The sequence below is a fragment of the Streptomyces sp. NPDC033221 genome (assembly GCF_055577005.1).
The window spans coordinates 84,455-100,581 of sequence record NZ_JBVIQN010000014.1 but is presented as its reverse complement, the minus strand read 5'-3'; the positions used below and the strand labels follow the sequence as shown (position 1 = coordinate 100,581).

The following is a 16,127-nucleotide window of genomic DNA, read 5'->3' as shown; positions in this document are numbered from 1 at the left end:
CGGCGAGCCTCAGACGGGCACCGCTTCCACCCAGCTGTGGTCCTCGGTGAGATACCGGGTCAGACGGAGCCCGGCGGCCGTCAGCATGCGCTTCAGCGTCGCGTCCGGGACGTCCCGGGCGCGGAAGGAGTGGGTCCACCGCATGCCGTCGATCTCGTACTCGATACGTACGTCGGTGATGCCGGGCTCCGAGTGGTCCACGGAGACGATCCGCATGCGGATGCCCGCGCGCTCCCGGCCGACTGGTGCCCTGTGGGGTCCATACCAGTCCTCGCCCTGACGCTCCAGCAACACCCGGCCTCCCGGCGCCACATGACGGCGACAGCTGCGCAGCATCGCGTCGCGTGAGGTCGGCTCGGCGGTGTTGAGCAGATGGGACGTGAGGAGCACGGCGTCGAACTGCTCGCCGAGATCCAGTTCCTCGATGGAGCTGTGCACCGTACGGGCTCCCTCGACCCGGCTGAGCATCTCCTGCGACTCGTCCACGGCGACCACTCGATAGCCGCGCTCCAGGAGCGCATGGGTCACCCGCCCGGCGCCCGCGCCCAGTTCGAGTACCGAAGCCCCCGGCGGCACGGCCCGGCCTATGATCTCCGGTTCGGCTCCGGCGGGGAGCCTGGAGTACAGCTCCACCGCGTTCCCGTCCGGCGTGAATGCCCCGGGGCCGCTGCCCTCTCCACGATGTGCGGGCCCGTGTGCCCTCTCGCCCATCTGACGCTCCCGTGTCGAGTCATGTGGAGAAGTGCTGCGGAAGGCCCCCCGGTGTGCTGCTGTCAGTCTGCCTTCAACCAGGTCCCCAGCGCTTCGTACAGACCGTCGCTCGTGGTGCCTTGCCAGGCAACGTAACAGTCGGGCCGGAGAAACAGTGCGGTGTCGAGTTCCGAGACGGTCGCGGTGTCGACGTGCGGCGTCCAGGCGCCGGCGTCGAGGGTGCCGGTGGGGTCCAGGAGGAGCGGGCGGCCGGTGCGGGTCAGTTCGCGCAGGCCCGGCAGGTCCGGTGCCCACCGGCCTACGAACGGTCCGGTCGCCGGGCCCATGTCGTAGGTGATGTCCGCGCCGGACAGCAGATACGCGAGATGCCGCCGGTTCGCCGGCTGGGTGAGAAGCTCGCCGAACAGTTCACGCAAAGCCGTCACATCGCCGCCGGGGCGAGTCAGCAGCGACTGCGCCTGGGTGTGCATGGCGACCCGCCGCGCCACCGGGGTCCGTTCCGACTCGTAGGTGTCCAGCAGCCCCTCCGGGGCCTGGCCTCGGGCTTCCGCGGCCAGCTTCCAGCCCAGGTTCACCGCGTCCTGAAGGCCCATGTTGAGTCCCGGGCCGCCGATCGCCGAGTGCACGTGTGCGGCGTCCCCGAGCAGCAGCACACGGTCCGCCCGGTACCGCGACGCGATCCTGGTGTTGCCGCCGGACAACCGCCTCATCAGGTGCGGTCCCGGCCCGGTGGGCGGGCCGAGCGGTACGTCCACGCCGAGTACCCGGCGGACACTGGCCCGCAGCTCGTCGACCGACGCCGCGCCTTCGGCCGGTTGGTCCCACTCCACCGTGGTGATCAGCGGAGCGCCGTCCGCAAACGGTGCCCAGGTGATCAGGCCGTGTCCGGTCCGCAGGTGCCGGAACGGCGGTACGACGCCGAAGCCGGGTACGGCCAGGCCGCCGTCGGCACCGACCAGGCCCGGGGGCACGCTCACATGTCCGGCGCGGGATACCGAGTCGTCCCTGGTCACGCCGGGGAATTCGATTCCGGTGAGCTTGCGGACCGTACTGTGCCCGCCGTCGGCGCCGACCAGGAACGCCGCTTCGACCGGTGCCCGCCCGCGCAGCTCGACCGTCACCGACGTCTCGCCCTGGGCCAGGCCGGTGACCTCGTGCCCGTAACGGACTTCGACGCCCAGTTCGGCGGCGCGCTCGGCGAGCATGTGCCGGATGCGGCGCTGCGGCACCGGCAAGGTGTGGAGCGGGTTGTCCGGCAGATCGTCCAGGCCGAGCGGGAACGCGCCGAACACGAAGCCGGGCGCCGGTTCGGGTGTGGCGCCGGGCGCGGTCAGCCGCTCGTACAGTCCACGCCGGTCAAGCATCCGGACGACCTGGCCGACCAGGCCGTTCGCGCGCTGTTCGGCGGTCGGTTCGGTTCGGCGTTCCAGGACGAGCGGCCGCGCGCCGGCCAGGGCGAGTTCGCAGGCCAGCATCAAGCCGTTCGGTCCGGCGCCCGCGATGACGACGTCGGTCATGGGTGGCTCCCTGTTCCGGGCAGGATCGGCTGCGGAGGCGACATGGTGTGGGAGATGTTCCAGAATTCGGCGTAGCGGCCACCGCGGCGCAGCAGCTCGTCGTGGCTGCCTTCCTCCGCGATGCGGCCGCCGTCCAGGAAGACGACGCGGTCGGCGCGTTGGACGGTACGCATCCGGTGCGCGACCATCACCACCGTGCGGCCCGCCATCAGGCGTTCGATGCCTTCGTGGACGGCCGCCTCGTTCACCGGGTCCAGTGCGGAGGTCACCTCGTCCAGCAGCACGACGGGCGCGTTCTTCAGCAACGCCCGCGCGATCGAGACACGCTGGCGTTCACCGCCCGACAGCAGTGCGCCGCCCTCGCCGACGTTCGTCGCCCAGCCGCCGGGCAGCCGTCCGATCACCTCGTCCAGCCGTGCTGCCGTGGCCGCCGCCCGCACCTCGGCTTCGGTGGCGTCGGGACGGCCGAGGCGTACGTTCTCCTCGATCGTGCCGTCGAAGAGGTAGACGTTCTGGAAGACGATGGCGATCCGGTCCAGCAGCATTTCCGTACTGATGGCACGCACGTCCACGCCTCCCATGCGCACGGCGCCCGCGTCCACGTCGTGGAACCGGGCGAGCAACTGCAGCAGGGTGCTCTTGCCCGCACCCGACGGTCCGACCACGGCGAGCCGCTGCCCCTCCGGCACGGACAGCGACATGCCGTCGATCACCGTGCGATTGCCCTGCCGGAAGGACACGGACTCGAACTCCAGGCTGTGGTCCGCCGGCCGTGCCGGTTCGGCGGGCTCCGGAAGCGGCTCGGTGCGCAGGATCGCGTCGAGGCTCGCCAGCACGGAACGGGCGCCGCGGAGCCTGCCTCCGATGTCCGTCAGCGACAGCACCGGATCCGCGCTGCGGGCGGCCAGTACCAGGATCGTCAGCATCTCCGCCACGCCGATGTCCCCGCCGAGCGCGAGGTAGGCGCCCAGGGTCAGCAGTACGGTGAACACCGCCTGCACCGTGAGCGTCAAGCCCAGCGCGTTGGGCAGCGCCGTCAGGGCGGACCGGCGGGCGGCGTGCCGGACGTCGCGCAGCGAGTCGTCGAGCAGCCGGAAGCGTTCGGTGGTCCGGCCGCCGGCGCGCAGCACCGGCTGGGCCCGGAGGTATTCGATGACCCGGCCGGTGGCCTCGTGGTCGCGTGCGGTGCGCTCGGCATCGTCGGCGGCCATCGAGCGGCCCGCCCGGATCTGGATCGCCGCCACGACCGGCACGGCGGCCAGCGCGGCCAGCCCCAGATGCCAGTGGAAGGCGAGCATCACCGCGACGATGGTCAGCGGAGTGACGCAGGCGGAGATGAGCGGTGCCAGCAGGTGCGCTATCACGCTCATCGCTTGCAGGACGCCCTGACTGGCCAGGACGGACACTTCCCCGACGCGGCCGGCGCCGTACCAGCCGAGGGGCAGTCGGGCCAGGTGATTGCCGAGCCGGTGGTAGGTGCCGCGCAGGAGCGCGGTCCCGACGTGGAAGCCGGACAGGTCACCGGCGTAACGCAGTACGGCGTAGAGGGCGACCGCGGCCCCGAACGCGATCAGCCAGGGCCAGGCCTGCGCGGGCGTGCCGCCGAGCAGGGCCCGCAGTACGGGAACCAGCAGGGCATAGGACAGGCCTTCGGCGACCGCGGCCGTCGTCATCAGGGCCATGGTGCGCAGCGTCGGCCGGGCGTACTCGTGGCCGAGGACGCGCAGCAGCATGCGGATCATCGGGGTGTGTCTCCTTGCGGTGCGCGGCCGGGGGTCTTCACGAAGACGTGGTTGCCGAGTGCGTGGGGGATCGTCGCCTGCTCGCCGCCGGTCAGGTCTGTCACACGTATTCCGCTCTCGGTGGCCATGACGGTGATCCGGCGCTCGGGCCGTATCCCGGCACGCTTCAGGCGCAGCAGGACCAGGGGATCGTTCTGGAGCAGTTCGCCGATCCGTACGACCAGCACCGTGCTCTGCGTGGCGGTGGCCGCGTCCGTCAGAGTGCGGGCGGTGGCAGGGCCGGTGCCGCTCTCGTCTCCTGTGGGGATGGGGCCGCCGTGCGGGCACATGACGGGGTGGCCGAGGACTTCCGTCAGCCGGTTCGCCACCGCGTCGGACATCACGTGCTGCCATCGGGAGGCCTCGACGTGTACGTCCTCCCACCGCAGGCCGATCACGTCCGCCAAGAAGCATTCGGCCAGGCGGTGCTTGCGCATGACGCGTACGGCCTGCCGGCGGCCCGGCTCCGTCATCACCAGGCGCCGGTCGTCCGCCACCCGCACCAGCCCGTTGCGCTGCATCCGGGCCACGGTCTGCGAGACGGTCGGCCCGCTCTGCCGGACCCTTTCGGCGATCCGGGCCCGCAGGGGCACCACCCCTTCCTCCTCCAGCTCGAAGATGGTCCGGAGGTACATCTCCGCCGGATCAACCAGACCTTGTGTGGTCACGGCCGCTCCTCCCGGTCCGGTCCGGCCCCGTCGCTGCCCGCTGACCGGTGCGCCTGCCAGAACTCGGCGAACCTGCCGTTCCGGGCCAGCAGGTCGGCGGGCCTGCCGCGCTCGACGATCGATCCGCCGTCCAGCATCACGACGGTGTCGGCGTCGGCGATCGTCTCCAGGCGATGGGCGATGACCAGGACGGTCCGGTCGCCCGCCCGCGTGGACAGGGCCCGGCGTACCGCCTGTTCGGTGTGCGGGTCGGCGAAGGCGGTCGCCTCGTCGAGCACCAGGACGGGGGTGTCGGCGAGCAGGGCGCGGGCGAGCGCGATGCGCTGTTCCTCACCGCCCGACAGCCCGGCGTCCTCACCGATCACCGACTCGTATCCGCGGGGCAGCTCCAGAATGCGCTCGTGGATATTGGCCGTACGAGCGGCCCGCACCACGTCGTCACGGTCGGCATGCGGCACCGCCAGCGCGATGTTCTCCGCCACCGACGCGTGCAGCAGCCGTACGTCCTGGAAGACGAAGGAGACCCGCCGGTACAGCTCCCGGCTGCCCAGCTCGCGTAGGTCGACACCGCCCAGCCTGACCGAACCGTGCGTCGGGTCGATGAACCGCGGCAGCAGCTGTACCAGCGTGGACTTCCCGCTCCCCGACGGCCCGACGATCGCGGTGACCGTCCCGGGGTCGAGCACCAGGTCGATGCCGCGCAGCACCTCGTGACCGGCCTCGTAACCGAATCGGACGTCGCGCAGTTCCACCCGGTGTCCCTGTGGTGCGACCGGGTGCGCGGGCTCCGGCAGCAGCGGTACCTCCAGAACGTCCCGGATCCGGCCGACCGCGCGCCGGGCGGCCTGCAGGTCGTCGAAACCGTGCCCGAGGGCCGCCACCGGAGCGGTCAGTCCCAGTCCGAGCAGCAGGAAGGGCAGCAGGTCGGCCAGGGTCAGATCACCGTTCGTGATCAGCACCGCGCCGCCGGTCAGCACGGCCAGCAGCACGAACGGCGGCGACAGCACCAGCTGCATCCCCGCGGCGATCCTGGAGAGGCCGTGCACCCACCGCCGGAAGGTGCCGACGAAATCGTCCGCGGCCGTCAGGAACGTGCGGTGGGCGCGGCCGGACCCGCCGAACGCCTTGACCACCGAGATGCCCTGCACGAACTCGACCACGGAACCGGAGACCCGCCCCATGGCCGCGTCGAACTCCGCCTGCTCGCGCAGCCGCGCCGGGGTCATCAGCAACGGGACCAGCGCCACGGCCAGCACCACCGGCACCAGCGTGATCAGTGTGAGCCGCCAGTCGACGGTGAACAGGTAGACCAGCGACACCAGCGGTACCACGAACGCGGAGACCAGCTCGCCGGGGGCATGGGCGATGAACGGGTGCACGGCACTGACGTCCTCCCCCACCACCTTGGCCAGCTCGCCGGTCCGGCGCCCGGAGAACCAGCCGATCGGTACGCGCCCGAGCCGCGCGGCCAGTTGCCGGCGGAACGCCAACTGCACCCGGCTGTCCAGGACATGCCCGATGCCGGACGACGCGGCCGTGAACAGCAGGCGTACGAGCAGGCCGGCCGCTCCCGCGATCACGACGGTCCAGACATGGGCGTGCTCGACCGGGCCGGGAGACAGCAGCGCGCGCCCCAGTTCGACGACCGCCAGCAGCGGTGCCAGACCTGCGACCGCGCCGATGACCTGAAGGGCGACCACGGCGGAGAACGTCCCTGCGTAAGGGCGCAGCAGTGCCGTCAGGCTCCGGCCCGCCGCGGAACCGGTATCCGGTCCGGGTGGTGCCTGCTGCTCCCTCGTCCTGGCGGAATCCGTGACGGTCATCGCGACGTCACTCCGCCAGGGCGCGGCGCAGCACCGCGCCGATCCGGGCGAGTTGCCGCTGCGAGACCTCGGCGGACTGAAGCGCCATCGATCCGTGGAAGGTGCCGGGCCACTGGTGCAGCTCGACGGACACGCCGGCCCGGAGCAGGCGCAGCGCGTAGTCGATGCCCTCGTCGCGGTTCGGGTCGAATTCCGCGGTGGCGACGTAGGCCGGTGGGAGGCCGGACAGGTCCTCGGCGCGTGCCGGTGCGGCGTACGGTGTGGCGGGCCGGGAGCCCAGGTAGTGCGCCAGCGCCGCGGCGCGTACGGCACGGGTGTTCCAGGGGGTGTCGGTGAAGTTCCGCGCCGACCAGGTCTGCTGCCGGTCGTCGAGGATGGCCTCGTTGAGCAGTTGGAAGCGGATCGGGGGCCCCTGCTGGTCGCGGGACCGCAGGGCCGTCGCCGCCGCGAGGTTCGCGCCGGCGCTGTGGCCTCCGATCGCGATCCGGTCGGGATCGATGCCGAGTGCGGCCGCGTTGTCGTGCGTCCAGGTCAGTACGGCGTAGGCGTCGTCCAAGGCGGCCGGGAACGGATTCTCGGGGGCCAGCCGGTAGGCGACCGATATCACCACCGCGCCGGAGGTGGCCGCGATCCGGGCGGCCCAGTGCTCCTCCGTGTCCAGGTCGCCGACGGTCCATCCGCCGCCGTGCATCCAGATGACGGCGCCCCGGGCCTGTTCCGGGCGGTAGATCCGCACCGCCACGTCCGGCTCGGCGGGCACCGTACGGTCCGTGACCTCCAGTCCCGAGGTGTCGGCGGCCGGCCTGGCGGCGGCCAGCTCGGCGTAGATCTTGCGGCAGGCGACCGGGTCGGCCGTGACGACCTGCGGGAGCAGCGGGATGAATGCTTCGAGTTCGGGATCCATGTCGGCCATCCTCACCGTTGCCGCCCGTGGGATCGTCCGCCACCCGTCGGGAATCCGGCTCCCCTCACGCACCGGTCGGCGCTCAGCCACCTGTCGTGGGCGCTTATCCTCCTGCCATGGAGGCACTGGCCGTACGGCTGTCAGGATTCGATTCGCAGGTCGAAGGCGCCATCCGCGTCATCATGTTCTACGACACGCTGATGCGCCGGCGGGTGGACCTCCCGGCGCTCGCCCGGGCCTCGGCGGGCCTGGCCGAGTGCGTGGCCGGGATCCGGCTGCACGGCACGGGGCGGGTGATCCGCTGCTCGCCCGACGGCCGGGAGATATCGACCGCGCCGCTGCCCGCGTCCGGCACGGTGCCGATCACCCTCGACGACGAGGAGATCGGCACGGTGTGGCTGGAGCGCCCCGGCCCGCCCAACCCGCTCGACGAGGCGCTTCTCGACCGGCTCGCCATCGCCGCCGCGGCGGTCGCCGAACGGTACGGCCCGGCCCGCACCACCATGGCCGACCCCGCCCTCGTCGAACTGGCCATCAGCGCCGGCACCGACGAGGCGGCACGTGCCCGGGCGCTGCGCCTCCTGGGGTTCGCCGCCGATCTGCCGGTGCACGCCGTCGCCGTACGCGCGTCGCTCCCGCTGGACCAGGTCGGCAGCCTGATCTGCCCGGCCCGCCCTGTGAAGGCGGCCCCCCTCGCCGGTACGGGCGTCATCCTGGCCACCACCGTGGACCGGTCCCGGCTCCCGAAAGACGTCCGCGCGGGCATCGGCGCCGCCCAAGCCCCCCACCTGTCCTGGCGGCAGGCCCGCACCGCCCTGCGCTTCACCACCGCGGGCCGGCCCGTCGTCCCCTACGACGACCTGGGCGCGTTGGCCCTTCTCGCGCACGTGCCTCCGGACGTCGCGCGGGACAACGCCGACGTGACCGCGATCGCCCGGATCGCCGGTACCCCGGAGGACTTGGACACCCTGGACGCCTACTGCGAGTCCGGCTCTCTGCGCCGGGCCGCCGACCTTCTCCACCTGCACCACAGCAGCGTCGCCCGCCGGATCGAACAGCTCGGCAAGGCCTTGGACATCGAACTCACCGAGCCCACCGGGCTCATGCGGGCACGGCTCGCCCTCACCTCGTGGAGGCTGCTCGACGGCTGAGCCGGTCAGGCGCGTATCAGGCGGGCTGCTTGAGGTGGCTCCCTGCGGGGGCTGCCGTCGTCCTCCCGCCGAAACCCGTTCCCACTCCCACTCGATCTCCCGCGCGCCGGAGTGCGCATCCGTCAGTCGGGTGCGCGCGCCATCTTACGACGAACGCCGCGCACGCCCCTTGTGCGCCGGTGGCGGCCGGAGGAAGCATCGTTAATGGTGAAAGTACCCGGGCCCGAAGGAAACGTCCGCAGTCGGCGGAGGTAATGGGCGGTTTCCCACTGACCGGCCCTGGGCGCACACAGACGCGGGAGTGCGGGGACAGGCGTGCGCGCCGTAGATCCTCCAACGGACAGGTAGTCAGGAGCTTCTCACCCTATTGGTACTGGCCGATCGGCCGGCGGAGCAAGCGTGCGGTACGGCGAGACCCGGCACGAGGTAGGGGAGGAATTCCATGTCGTCTCTGCGATCGGTTCCACGGGTTTCTGCGAACTCGACGTTCGTGGACTACGGGGTCAGCACCGCCACACGCCTTCTGCGCAGTGCGGGCATGGATGTCGAACAGGGAACGAGGGTACTGCGCACGATGCTGTCGCCATGGGGAACGCGGCGGATCGGCACGTATCCCGGTTGGCACTCCGACGTATGCGCCGACGGTTCGCCGATCGAGTTCTCGGCCGCCTTCTCAAAGGAAGAGCTGCAGCTACGGGTGCTCGTGGAAGCTCTACCGGACCGGCTGAGCACATCGTCCGCACAGAAGGCGGCACTCGACCTCACCCGTGACCTGACCCGGGATTTCGACGCCGCCGGCCACCGGCTGGCGAAGGTGTCGGACCTGTTCCTCCCGGACGAGGCCCCGGCCGGCTTCGCCATGATGCACGCCGCCGCCCTCACCCCGGCCGGTGGGCCCGAATTCAAGGTCTACCTCAATCCCCACGCCGACGAGGGCATGACCGGCACCGAGCGGACCCGCGAGGCACTGGACCGCCTGGGATTCGGAAAGGCGTGGGACGCGGTCGCCGAATACGCCGGCCGGGGGTTCGACCTCGACAGGATCGTCTACTTCGGTCTCGACCTGGCCGACGGCCCCGAGTCACGCGTGAAGGTGTACTTCCGCCACTACGATCTCTCTCCGGCGGAACTCGACGCCCGGATGGAGATATCACTTCAGCACGAGTCCGGATTCCTGGGGGGATTCTGCCGCCAGCTGACCGGCAGCGACAGTGAGGTACGAGCCCAACCGCTCGTCAGCAACCTGACGTTCACGACCGCCGGAGGCCATGTCCCGGTGTCCGCGACAGTGTACGTCCCGCTGTGGCTGCACACGGCGAGTGACCGGACCATCCGGGACCGCATCAGCTGGGTCATGGCCGGTATGGGCCTTCCCGTCGGCGCCTACCAGTCGCTGCTGCACCATATGGCCCGGCGTCCGCTCTCCGCCGGCCGTGGCATCCACACCTACGCATCAGCGCGGGTGCAGCACGGTCACCCCCGCCTGACCACGTATTGGTCCCCCGAGCTGTACGACCGGTACCCGCCGGCCCGCTATCAACGAGGATGAACGCCATGTCGCCGCACGACGCGCTCCGACCACTGTTCGATGACGCGCAGGTCCGGCCCGCACTGCTGCGCCGGCGATCGCCGCTTCGATGGGGCGCGTATCCGCCCGGCGTCATTCCGTTGACGGCAGCCGAGCCGGATTTCCCCGGGCCCCTGGTGGTCGCGGACGCCATCGGCTCGGCGGTGGCCGACGGTTACTTCCCCTACGCCTCACCCACGGAATGCGGCGAGCTCCAGGAGGCCTTTTCCGACGTGGCCGAAGCCCGTTACGGGCTCGGCAATTGGCCCGCTCGCGTGGTGCCGGCCCCGGGCACCGCGGCCGCACTCTGGGGCGTGGTGCACCTCCTGTGCGGAAAGGGCGACGAGTGTATTCTGCTGGACCCGGCCGATCTGCTGTTCGGCCAAGCCATCGACGCCGCGGGGGCCCGGCGGGTCTACTGCCCGATGGACAAGAAGACGGGGCAACTGGACCCCGACCGGCTCGCTTCTCTCATCACTCCCCGCACCGCCCTGATCTGCCTGTGCAATCCGCACAATCCGCTGGGCACGGTCTTCACCGAAACGACCCTTCGGATGGTGGCGGAGACGGCGGGCAGGCACCGTATCCCGGTCCTTTCCGACGAGGTGTGGAACGAAATCGTGTACCCGCCCGCGAGGCACCTCAGCATGGCGAGTCTGGACACGGAAAGCAGCCGGCGCGTCTACACGGTGACCGGCCTCTCCAAAACCTTCGCGCTACCCGGACTGCGCATGGGATTCGTGATCGCCCCGACCCCGCGGCAGGCGGACGCCGTGCGGCTCACTTTCCAGCGTCTCGGCGCCACGTACAGCATGACCCCCTTCACCCAGGCCGGCGCCCAGGCCGCCCTGCGTCACGGCTGGCCGTGGAGGGACGCTTTCCTGGAGCATCTGCGGAAGACGCGGGACTACTGCGCGGACCGGTTGAACGCGATCCCGGGCCTCTCGTGCCGCCGCCCGGACGGAACGTACGTCTTGTTCCCCGATGTCTCCGCCACCGGGCTGAGCAGTCGGGCGATGGGCGAATTCCTCCTCGCCCGGGCCCGGGTTGCGGTGGTGCCCGGTACGCCGGAGTGGTTCGGCCCGGGCGCCGAAGGCCATATCCGTATCAGCTACGCCACTTCCCGGGCGATTATGGAAGAGGCCCTGGACCGGATCGCCAGGGCCGTGGGAGAACTCGTCACCGGTGGCCCAGCCGTACTCCAGGCCACCGGGACGCAACGGTAGGGCCGCAGGCGCCCCTACCCGGGCATCAGCCTCGCAGCCATGCCTTCAACGAGTTCCACCAGGATGTACGCCTCCTCCGGCCGGGAACCGGCAAGGGCACCACCGGCGGGAACGGGGCAGCGGGCACGGTGCCACGGTCCGTGGCGCTGCGCGGGAAGCGCTCGTTCTGCGCGAGGTCACAGGGCGGAAGCGGACCGGCGGACGCGGCGGAGCCCGCGGACCGGGGCGGGGTGAACGTCACCGGAAGGCTCGTCAGGTGGCGTGTCATCCAGCCCGACGTCCAGCTCAGCTGGTCCTCGGGGATGCGCAGTCGTACGTCGGGGAGCCGCGCCAGCAGCGCGTCGATGCCGGTGTCGGCGATGGCACGGCCGATGTTCTGGCCGGGACACTCCTGGGGGCCGCTGCTGAAGGCCAGATGCGAGCGGTTGCCGTGCAGCGGGATCGAGGGATCCGGCCGGACGGCCGGATCGTGGTTCCCGGCGGCCAGGCCGAGCAGCAGCATGTCCCCCGCCTCGATCTTCTGACCGCCGACCTCCGTGTCCACGGCGGCCCAGCGGCCGGGGATGGTCATCAGCGGCGGTTCGCTCCACAGCACCTGCTCCACCACGTCGGGCAAGGTCATCTGCCCGCCGGCCAGGGACGCGTGGCACCGGGGATCGGTCAGCACCATCCGCAGGGTGCTCTTGAGGAGGTTGACCGTGGTCTCGTTAGCGGCGATGAGGATGACCCGCAGGTGGTTCCACACCTCCTCGTCGGTCAGCCCCGACGAGTGCTCGATCAGCCAGGACGTGACGTCGTGGCCACGGTTCCCGCGCTTGCGCCGCACGAGCTCCGTGAGCGTCTCCACGATGAACGCGTTGCTGGCCACCGAGGTTTCGGTGCCCGCCACCATGTCCCTGCTGGCCGAGACCAGGCGCGGCCCGTACTCGTCGGGCATGCCCAGGAGCTGCGTCAGGACCAGCATGGGCAGGTGTTCGCAGAACTCCTCGGCCAGGTCCGCCTCCCCCCGCTCGGCGAAGCCGTCGATCAGCTGGTGCGTGAAGCGGGTGATGTGCCGGCGCACGCCACGGCGGTTGAAGCGCTCCAGACTGTCGGTGACGGCCAGGCGCAGCCGGGTGCGCTCCTCACCGTCCAGGAACAGGCAGACCGGCTGCCAGGCGATCATCGGGAGCAGCGGGGAGTCCGGCGGGACCCGCCCTTCCCTGAACCAGCGCCAGATGCGGGAGTCGCGGCTGAACCGGGCGGGCGTACCGGCGACTTCGAGGATCTCGCGGTACCCGAGGACGAGCCAGGCCGGAAGGTCGCCGTCCAGCAGGACGGGCGCGACGGGCCCGTGCCGGGCACGTAGCCGCTCGTACAGGCCCATGGGGTCCTCGGCCGCCTCGGGGCCGAAGAGCCGCGCCAGTCCGTCCGTGGAGCCGAACCGGGCATGTGCCGGGCACTCCGGAGGCGGCGTGGATGCCCACGCGGTGCGGGGCTGTTCGCGGGAAGAGGAGGTCACCGTCGCTCCGGGGTCGTGGTGGTGAGGGCGTGCAGGTAGCGCATGAGAGTCAGCAGGCCTTCGCGGCTGGAAACGCGTTCGCGGGCATCGCAGTCGATCACCGGCACCCCGTCGGGGATGTCCAGGGCATCCCGGAGCTCGGACGCCGGGTAGGAGGGCGCGTCGGGGAAGGCGTTGATGGCGACGATGAAGGGCACGCCGCGCTCCTCGAGCCGGCCCATCACGTCGAAGCTGTCCTCCAGCCGCCGGGTGTCGATCAGGACCACGGCGCCCAGCGCCCCTTCGAACAGGCCGTTCCACAGGAACCAGAACCGCTGCTGGCCCGGAGTGCCGAAGACATACAGCACCAGCTCGTCGCTGAGGGTGATCCGGCCGAAGTCCATCGCCACGGTGGTCTCGTTCTTGCGCTCGACGCCGGCGAGGTCGTCCACTCCGGCACCGGCCTGCGTCATGATCTCCTCGGTGGTGAGCGGTTTGATCTCACTGACCGATCCGACCAGGGTGGTCTTCCCGACCCCGAAGCCGCCGACGATCACCACCTTCACCGCTGTGGTGACCGTGGCCGGCAGGATGTCTTCGGAGCGCGGGCCGACGACGGGTTCAGAGATTCTGTAGTCCATGCATCACCGCCTCCAAGAGTTCAACGTCGGGGAGCGACTGGGTCAGCACCGAGGCCCGGGCTTCCACATGGCCACTGGCCAAAAGGTCCGTGAGCAGTACGGTGATCACGCTGACCGGCAGGTGGAGGTATGCGGACACCTCGGCGACGGACAGCGGGTAGTCGCATATGCGGACGATGGCGGCGGGTTCGGGCTGCATCCCCGGTCCGGCCTCGCCGCGGCTCACGATCAGCGTGACCATGTCCAGGGAGCCGTGCCGGTCGGGCAGGTTCCGGCCGGAGGTGATGACGTAGAGCCGCTCGGGGCCGCCCTCTTCCCACGCCTGCTGCTGTTCCTGCTCCGGATCGCTCATGGAGCCTGCCGGTCGGCCCGCGGCGGAGTGGTGAGGTGCTGACCGATCCGGGCGACCAGGTCCCGCATCCGCTGCCCCATGAGGCCGGCGTCCACGTCGTCGTCGGCCAGTACCGCCAGATAGGCTCCGGCGCCGGCCGCCATCAGGTAGAAGAAGCCGCCGTCGACCTCGACGACGACGAGTTTCATCCGGCCGTCGCCGCGCGGGAATTCCGCGGCGATGGCCGCCGACAGGCTCTGCAGTCCGGCACAGGCGGCGGCGAGACGGTCGGCGGTGTCGTTGTCCGCGCCGAACTGCGCCATGCACAAGCCGTCCGAGGACAGCACCACGACATTACGGGTCTGCGGAACACTGGACGTCAGCTCCTCCAGCATCCAGTCCATGTTGAGCCGCTGCTTTGTCGCCACTTGCTCACTCATCCTTATCTGCTGACTCGGTCACTGCTCGGGCTCTTCCTCGCTCGGACCGTGCGGACGAGGCGCCGGGGCTCCGTCCGCGGACGCGCCGGAGGCGCCGTCGAGGAAGGCGGACATCCACATCCCGGCCGGCGGGGACTGGCCGGCCGACGCCGGGGGGCGGTGGTCGGCGGCGGAGGGGGCCGCCTGCTGCGGTCGCGCGGTGGGGACCACGGCGCGGCGTCGCCTGCGCTGCGGGAGCCCGTTGGGGGTGCGCGGAACGGTGGTGGGCACCGGCTCCTCGGCGACCGCTTCGGCACGGTGCTTCGGGCCGCTGGGGAGGCGGGGCGGCGGCAGGCTGGCTGCCTTGGCCAGTGCTCCGCCGGGCACCGGGGTCACGGTGATCAGTTCCGGCGGTACGACCAGAACGACGCGCACGCCGCCGTACGCGGATTCGCGCAGGGAGACCTTGAGGCGGTTCGTGTGGGACAGCCGGCCGACCACCGCCAGGCCGAGTCGTGGTGACTCCCCCAGGTCGTCGAGGTCCAGTCCGCCGGCGGAGTTCTGTGCCAGGGCCCGCTCGGCGCGGATGCGGGCCTCGTCGGTCAGGCCGAGCCCGGCGTCCTCGATCTCCACGGCCACACCGGACTGCACCTCGGTCGCGGTCAGGTGGACGCGGGTCTGCGGTGGTGAATAGCGGGTGGCGTTGTCCAGGAGTTCGGCCACGGCGTGGATCAGGGGTTCGGCCGCGCGGCCGAGGACACCGACGTCGGCCACCGAGTGCAGATCGACGCGCTGGTAATCGGTGATCCGCGACATGGCACCGCGCAACACGTTGAACAGCGGGATGTCCTTCTGCCACTGGCGCCCCGGCCGGGCGCCGCCGAGGACGGCGATGCTGTCCGCCAGCCGGCCGATCAGCGCGGTCCGGTGGTCGAGGTGCAGCAGGTCGCCGAAGACCTGCGGGTCCTGGCCGTGCCGGTCCTCCATCTCGCGCAGTTCCAGGGCCTGCTGGTGCACGATGGCCTGGACGCGCCGGGCGATGTTGACGAAGGCCCGCTGGGCGGAATCGCGCAGGTCCTCCTCGGCCTCCACGGCCTGGAGGACGTAGCGCAGCACCGCCTGGTGCGCGGTTTCGAACCGGGGACTCACACGGGACGTCTGGCTGGTGGTGCGCAGTACGTCATCGACCTGGGTGCCCTGCTGGAGCCGGGCCATGGCCGCGGGCAGGGTCTCCTTGGCCATCCGTACCGTCTCGGTCTCCTGCTCGGCCAACTGCCGTTGCAGGGCCGCCTCCCTCTCGGCGTACTGCCTGCGCAGCGCGTGGATCGCCCGGCCGCTGCGCGCCGCTTTCCCGGCCGCGACGGCCACTGCCACGGTCGCGAGGACACCGATCCAGATGGCGTGGACGCGGGCCTCCGAGGGCAGCAATGGAACAGTCACGGCCACGGATATGGCCAGGAGCACGGGTTGCAGCGGCCACATGGTGGTGGAGGCCGGCCCCGGCCTTCCGGGTGACGAATGAGCACGAACCATCGGCATCCTCAGAGAACTAAGGGAAAGGACAGGGCGTCATACACGGAATGCATCGGAATCGAAAAGGCAGCGGAAATGCGCTGGGCGACCATCGGTGCGACCGCATCGATCAATTGCCGCAGAACACGCCGAGCCGACGTGCCGCGCGCGGAGACCGGGCTCCGGAACGCCCGGGGCCCTCGCGCGGCGGCGGCATCACGGCCGTCACGGCCGACATGCCGTAACCGCCACATCTCGCTGCGCGGCAGTGAGCATAGCGGGGCCCGAATGATTCCGCGGGGCATGTGCACACAACACATGAATGTACTCACGTACGAAAATCTGCAGAATCGTTTGGCGCTAACCCTTCACTGAAATCACCGCACACGCGAAGAG

The 16,127-nt window shown here is 70.9% G+C and carries 14 protein-coding genes; 3 read left to right on the top strand and 11 right to left on the bottom strand.

Features of this window, described 5'->3' with window-relative positions; translation table 11 throughout:
* Window positions 1-9 precede the first annotated feature (9 nt).
* The 6 genes from ACZ53K_RS20135 to ACZ53K_RS20110 form a co-directional block, all read right to left on the bottom strand.
* Window positions 10-711, bottom strand: coding sequence for a class I SAM-dependent methyltransferase (locus ACZ53K_RS20135; protein ID WP_468838163.1), 702 nt, complete (start codon window positions 709-711; stop codon window positions 10-12).
* Window positions 712-773: 62 nt separating this feature from the next.
* Window positions 774-2,228: an FAD-dependent monooxygenase gene (locus ACZ53K_RS20130; RefSeq protein WP_468838160.1), complete on the bottom strand. Its 1,455-nt coding sequence runs from the start codon at window positions 2,226-2,228 to the stop codon at window positions 774-776.
* Entirely contained in the window at window positions 2,225-3,970 is a 1,746-nt protein-coding gene (locus tag ACZ53K_RS20125) for an ABC transporter ATP-binding protein (RefSeq protein ID WP_468838157.1), read from the bottom strand. The genes ACZ53K_RS20130 and ACZ53K_RS20125 overlap by 4 nt, the downstream gene beginning before the upstream one ends.
* Window positions 3,967-4,644, bottom strand: coding sequence for a metal-dependent transcriptional regulator (locus tag ACZ53K_RS20120; RefSeq protein WP_468838434.1), 678 nt, complete (start codon window positions 4,642-4,644; stop codon window positions 3,967-3,969). Before ACZ53K_RS20120 ends, ACZ53K_RS20125 begins: the two co-directional genes overlap by 4 nt.
* Before the next feature lie 29 nt (window positions 4,645-4,673).
* Window positions 4,674-6,500 carry an ABC transporter ATP-binding protein gene (locus ACZ53K_RS20115; protein ID WP_468838154.1) on the bottom strand — a complete coding sequence of 609 codons (1,827 nt, stop codon included), beginning with the start codon at window positions 6,498-6,500 and terminating at the stop codon, window positions 4,674-4,676.
* A gap of 7 nt (window positions 6,501-6,507) precedes the next feature.
* A complete protein-coding gene (locus ACZ53K_RS20110) occupies window positions 6,508-7,404 on the bottom strand; it encodes an alpha/beta hydrolase (RefSeq protein WP_468838152.1) in 897 nt (298 codons plus the stop codon).
* Window positions 7,405-7,520: 116 nt separating this feature from the next.
* On the opposite strand from ACZ53K_RS20110, the gene ACZ53K_RS20105 reads away from it, so the two are divergent.
* From ACZ53K_RS20105 to ACZ53K_RS20095, 3 genes are all read left to right on the top strand, one after another.
* Window positions 7,521-8,555, top strand: a complete 1,035-nt coding sequence (locus ACZ53K_RS20105; protein WP_468838149.1) for a helix-turn-helix domain-containing protein — start codon at window positions 7,521-7,523, stop codon at window positions 8,553-8,555.
* A 442-nt stretch (window positions 8,556-8,997) separates the two neighbouring features.
* Entirely contained in the window at window positions 8,998-10,104 is a 1,107-nt protein-coding gene (locus ACZ53K_RS20100) for a tryptophan dimethylallyltransferase family protein (RefSeq protein WP_468838147.1), read from the top strand.
* A gap of 5 nt (window positions 10,105-10,109) precedes the next feature.
* Window positions 10,110-11,348, top strand: coding sequence for a pyridoxal phosphate-dependent aminotransferase (locus tag ACZ53K_RS20095; protein ID WP_468838144.1), 1,239 nt, complete (start codon window positions 10,110-10,112; stop codon window positions 11,346-11,348).
* A gap of 25 nt (window positions 11,349-11,373) precedes the next feature.
* Here ACZ53K_RS20095 and ACZ53K_RS20090 read toward each other — a convergent pair whose 3' ends face one another.
* Genes ACZ53K_RS20090 through ACZ53K_RS20070 form a run of 5 tightly spaced genes read right to left on the bottom strand, consistent with a single transcriptional unit; the run spans window position 11,374 to window position 15,752 of the window.
* Window positions 11,374-12,849, bottom strand: a complete 1,476-nt coding sequence (locus ACZ53K_RS20090; RefSeq protein WP_468838141.1) for a cytochrome P450 — start codon at window positions 12,847-12,849, stop codon at window positions 11,374-11,376.
* Complete coding sequence (locus ACZ53K_RS20085; RefSeq protein WP_468838139.1) at window positions 12,846-13,469, bottom strand: GTP-binding protein; 624 nt, start codon at window positions 13,467-13,469, stop codon at window positions 12,846-12,848. Before ACZ53K_RS20085 ends, ACZ53K_RS20090 begins: the two co-directional genes overlap by 4 nt.
* On the bottom strand, window positions 13,450-13,821 hold the full coding sequence (locus ACZ53K_RS20080) for a DUF742 domain-containing protein (RefSeq protein WP_468838137.1): 372 nt from the start codon (window positions 13,819-13,821) through the stop codon (window positions 13,450-13,452). The genes ACZ53K_RS20085 and ACZ53K_RS20080 overlap by 20 nt, the downstream gene beginning before the upstream one ends.
* The gene (locus tag ACZ53K_RS20075) at window positions 13,818-14,204 is read right to left on the bottom strand and encodes a roadblock/LC7 domain-containing protein (protein ID WP_468838431.1); all 387 of its coding nucleotides are present in this window, start codon (window positions 14,202-14,204) and stop codon (window positions 13,818-13,820) included. Before ACZ53K_RS20075 ends, ACZ53K_RS20080 begins: the two co-directional genes overlap by 4 nt.
* Before the next feature lie 54 nt (window positions 14,205-14,258).
* On the bottom strand, window positions 14,259-15,752 hold the full coding sequence (locus tag ACZ53K_RS20070) for an ATP-binding protein (protein ID WP_468838135.1): 1,494 nt from the start codon (window positions 15,750-15,752) through the stop codon (window positions 14,259-14,261).
* Window positions 15,753-16,127 lie beyond the last annotated feature (375 nt).

Bases quoted from the DNA above. Each gene is read 5' to 3' on its own strand.
- ACZ53K_RS20105 (WP_468838149.1), top strand. From the start codon at position 7,521: ATGGAGGCACTGGCCGTACGGCTGTCAGGATTCGATTCGCAGGTCGAA.
- ACZ53K_RS20095 (WP_468838144.1), top strand. From the start codon at position 10,110: ATGTCGCCGCACGACGCGCTCCGACCACTGTTCGATGACGCGCAGGTC.
- ACZ53K_RS20115 (WP_468838154.1), bottom strand. From the start codon at position 6,500: ATGACCGTCACGGATTCCGCCAGGACGAGGGAGCAGCAGGCACCACCC.
- ACZ53K_RS20100 (WP_468838147.1), top strand. From the start codon at position 8,998: ATGTCGTCTCTGCGATCGGTTCCACGGGTTTCTGCGAACTCGACGTTC.
- ACZ53K_RS20080 (WP_468838137.1), bottom strand. From the start codon at position 13,821: ATGAGCGATCCGGAGCAGGAACAGCAGCAGGCGTGGGAAGAGGGCGGC.
- ACZ53K_RS20130 (WP_468838160.1), bottom strand. From the start codon at position 2,228: ATGACCGACGTCGTCATCGCGGGCGCCGGACCGAACGGCTTGATGCTG.
- ACZ53K_RS20135 (WP_468838163.1), bottom strand. From the start codon at position 711: ATGGGCGAGAGGGCACACGGGCCCGCACATCGTGGAGAGGGCAGCGGC.
- ACZ53K_RS20110 (WP_468838152.1), bottom strand. From the start codon at position 7,404: ATGGATCCCGAACTCGAAGCATTCATCCCGCTGCTCCCGCAGGTCGTC.
- ACZ53K_RS20120 (WP_468838434.1), bottom strand. From the start codon at position 4,644: ATGTACCTCCGGACCATCTTCGAGCTGGAGGAGGAAGGGGTGGTGCCC.
- ACZ53K_RS20070 (WP_468838135.1), bottom strand. From the start codon at position 15,752: ATGGTTCGTGCTCATTCGTCACCCGGAAGGCCGGGGCCGGCCTCCACC.
- ACZ53K_RS20075 (WP_468838431.1), bottom strand. From the start codon at position 14,204: ATGGACTGGATGCTGGAGGAGCTGACGTCCAGTGTTCCGCAGACCCGT.
- ACZ53K_RS20085 (WP_468838139.1), bottom strand. From the start codon at position 13,469: ATGGACTACAGAATCTCTGAACCCGTCGTCGGCCCGCGCTCCGAAGAC.
- ACZ53K_RS20125 (WP_468838157.1), bottom strand. From the start codon at position 3,970: ATGATCCGCATGCTGCTGCGCGTCCTCGGCCACGAGTACGCCCGGCCG.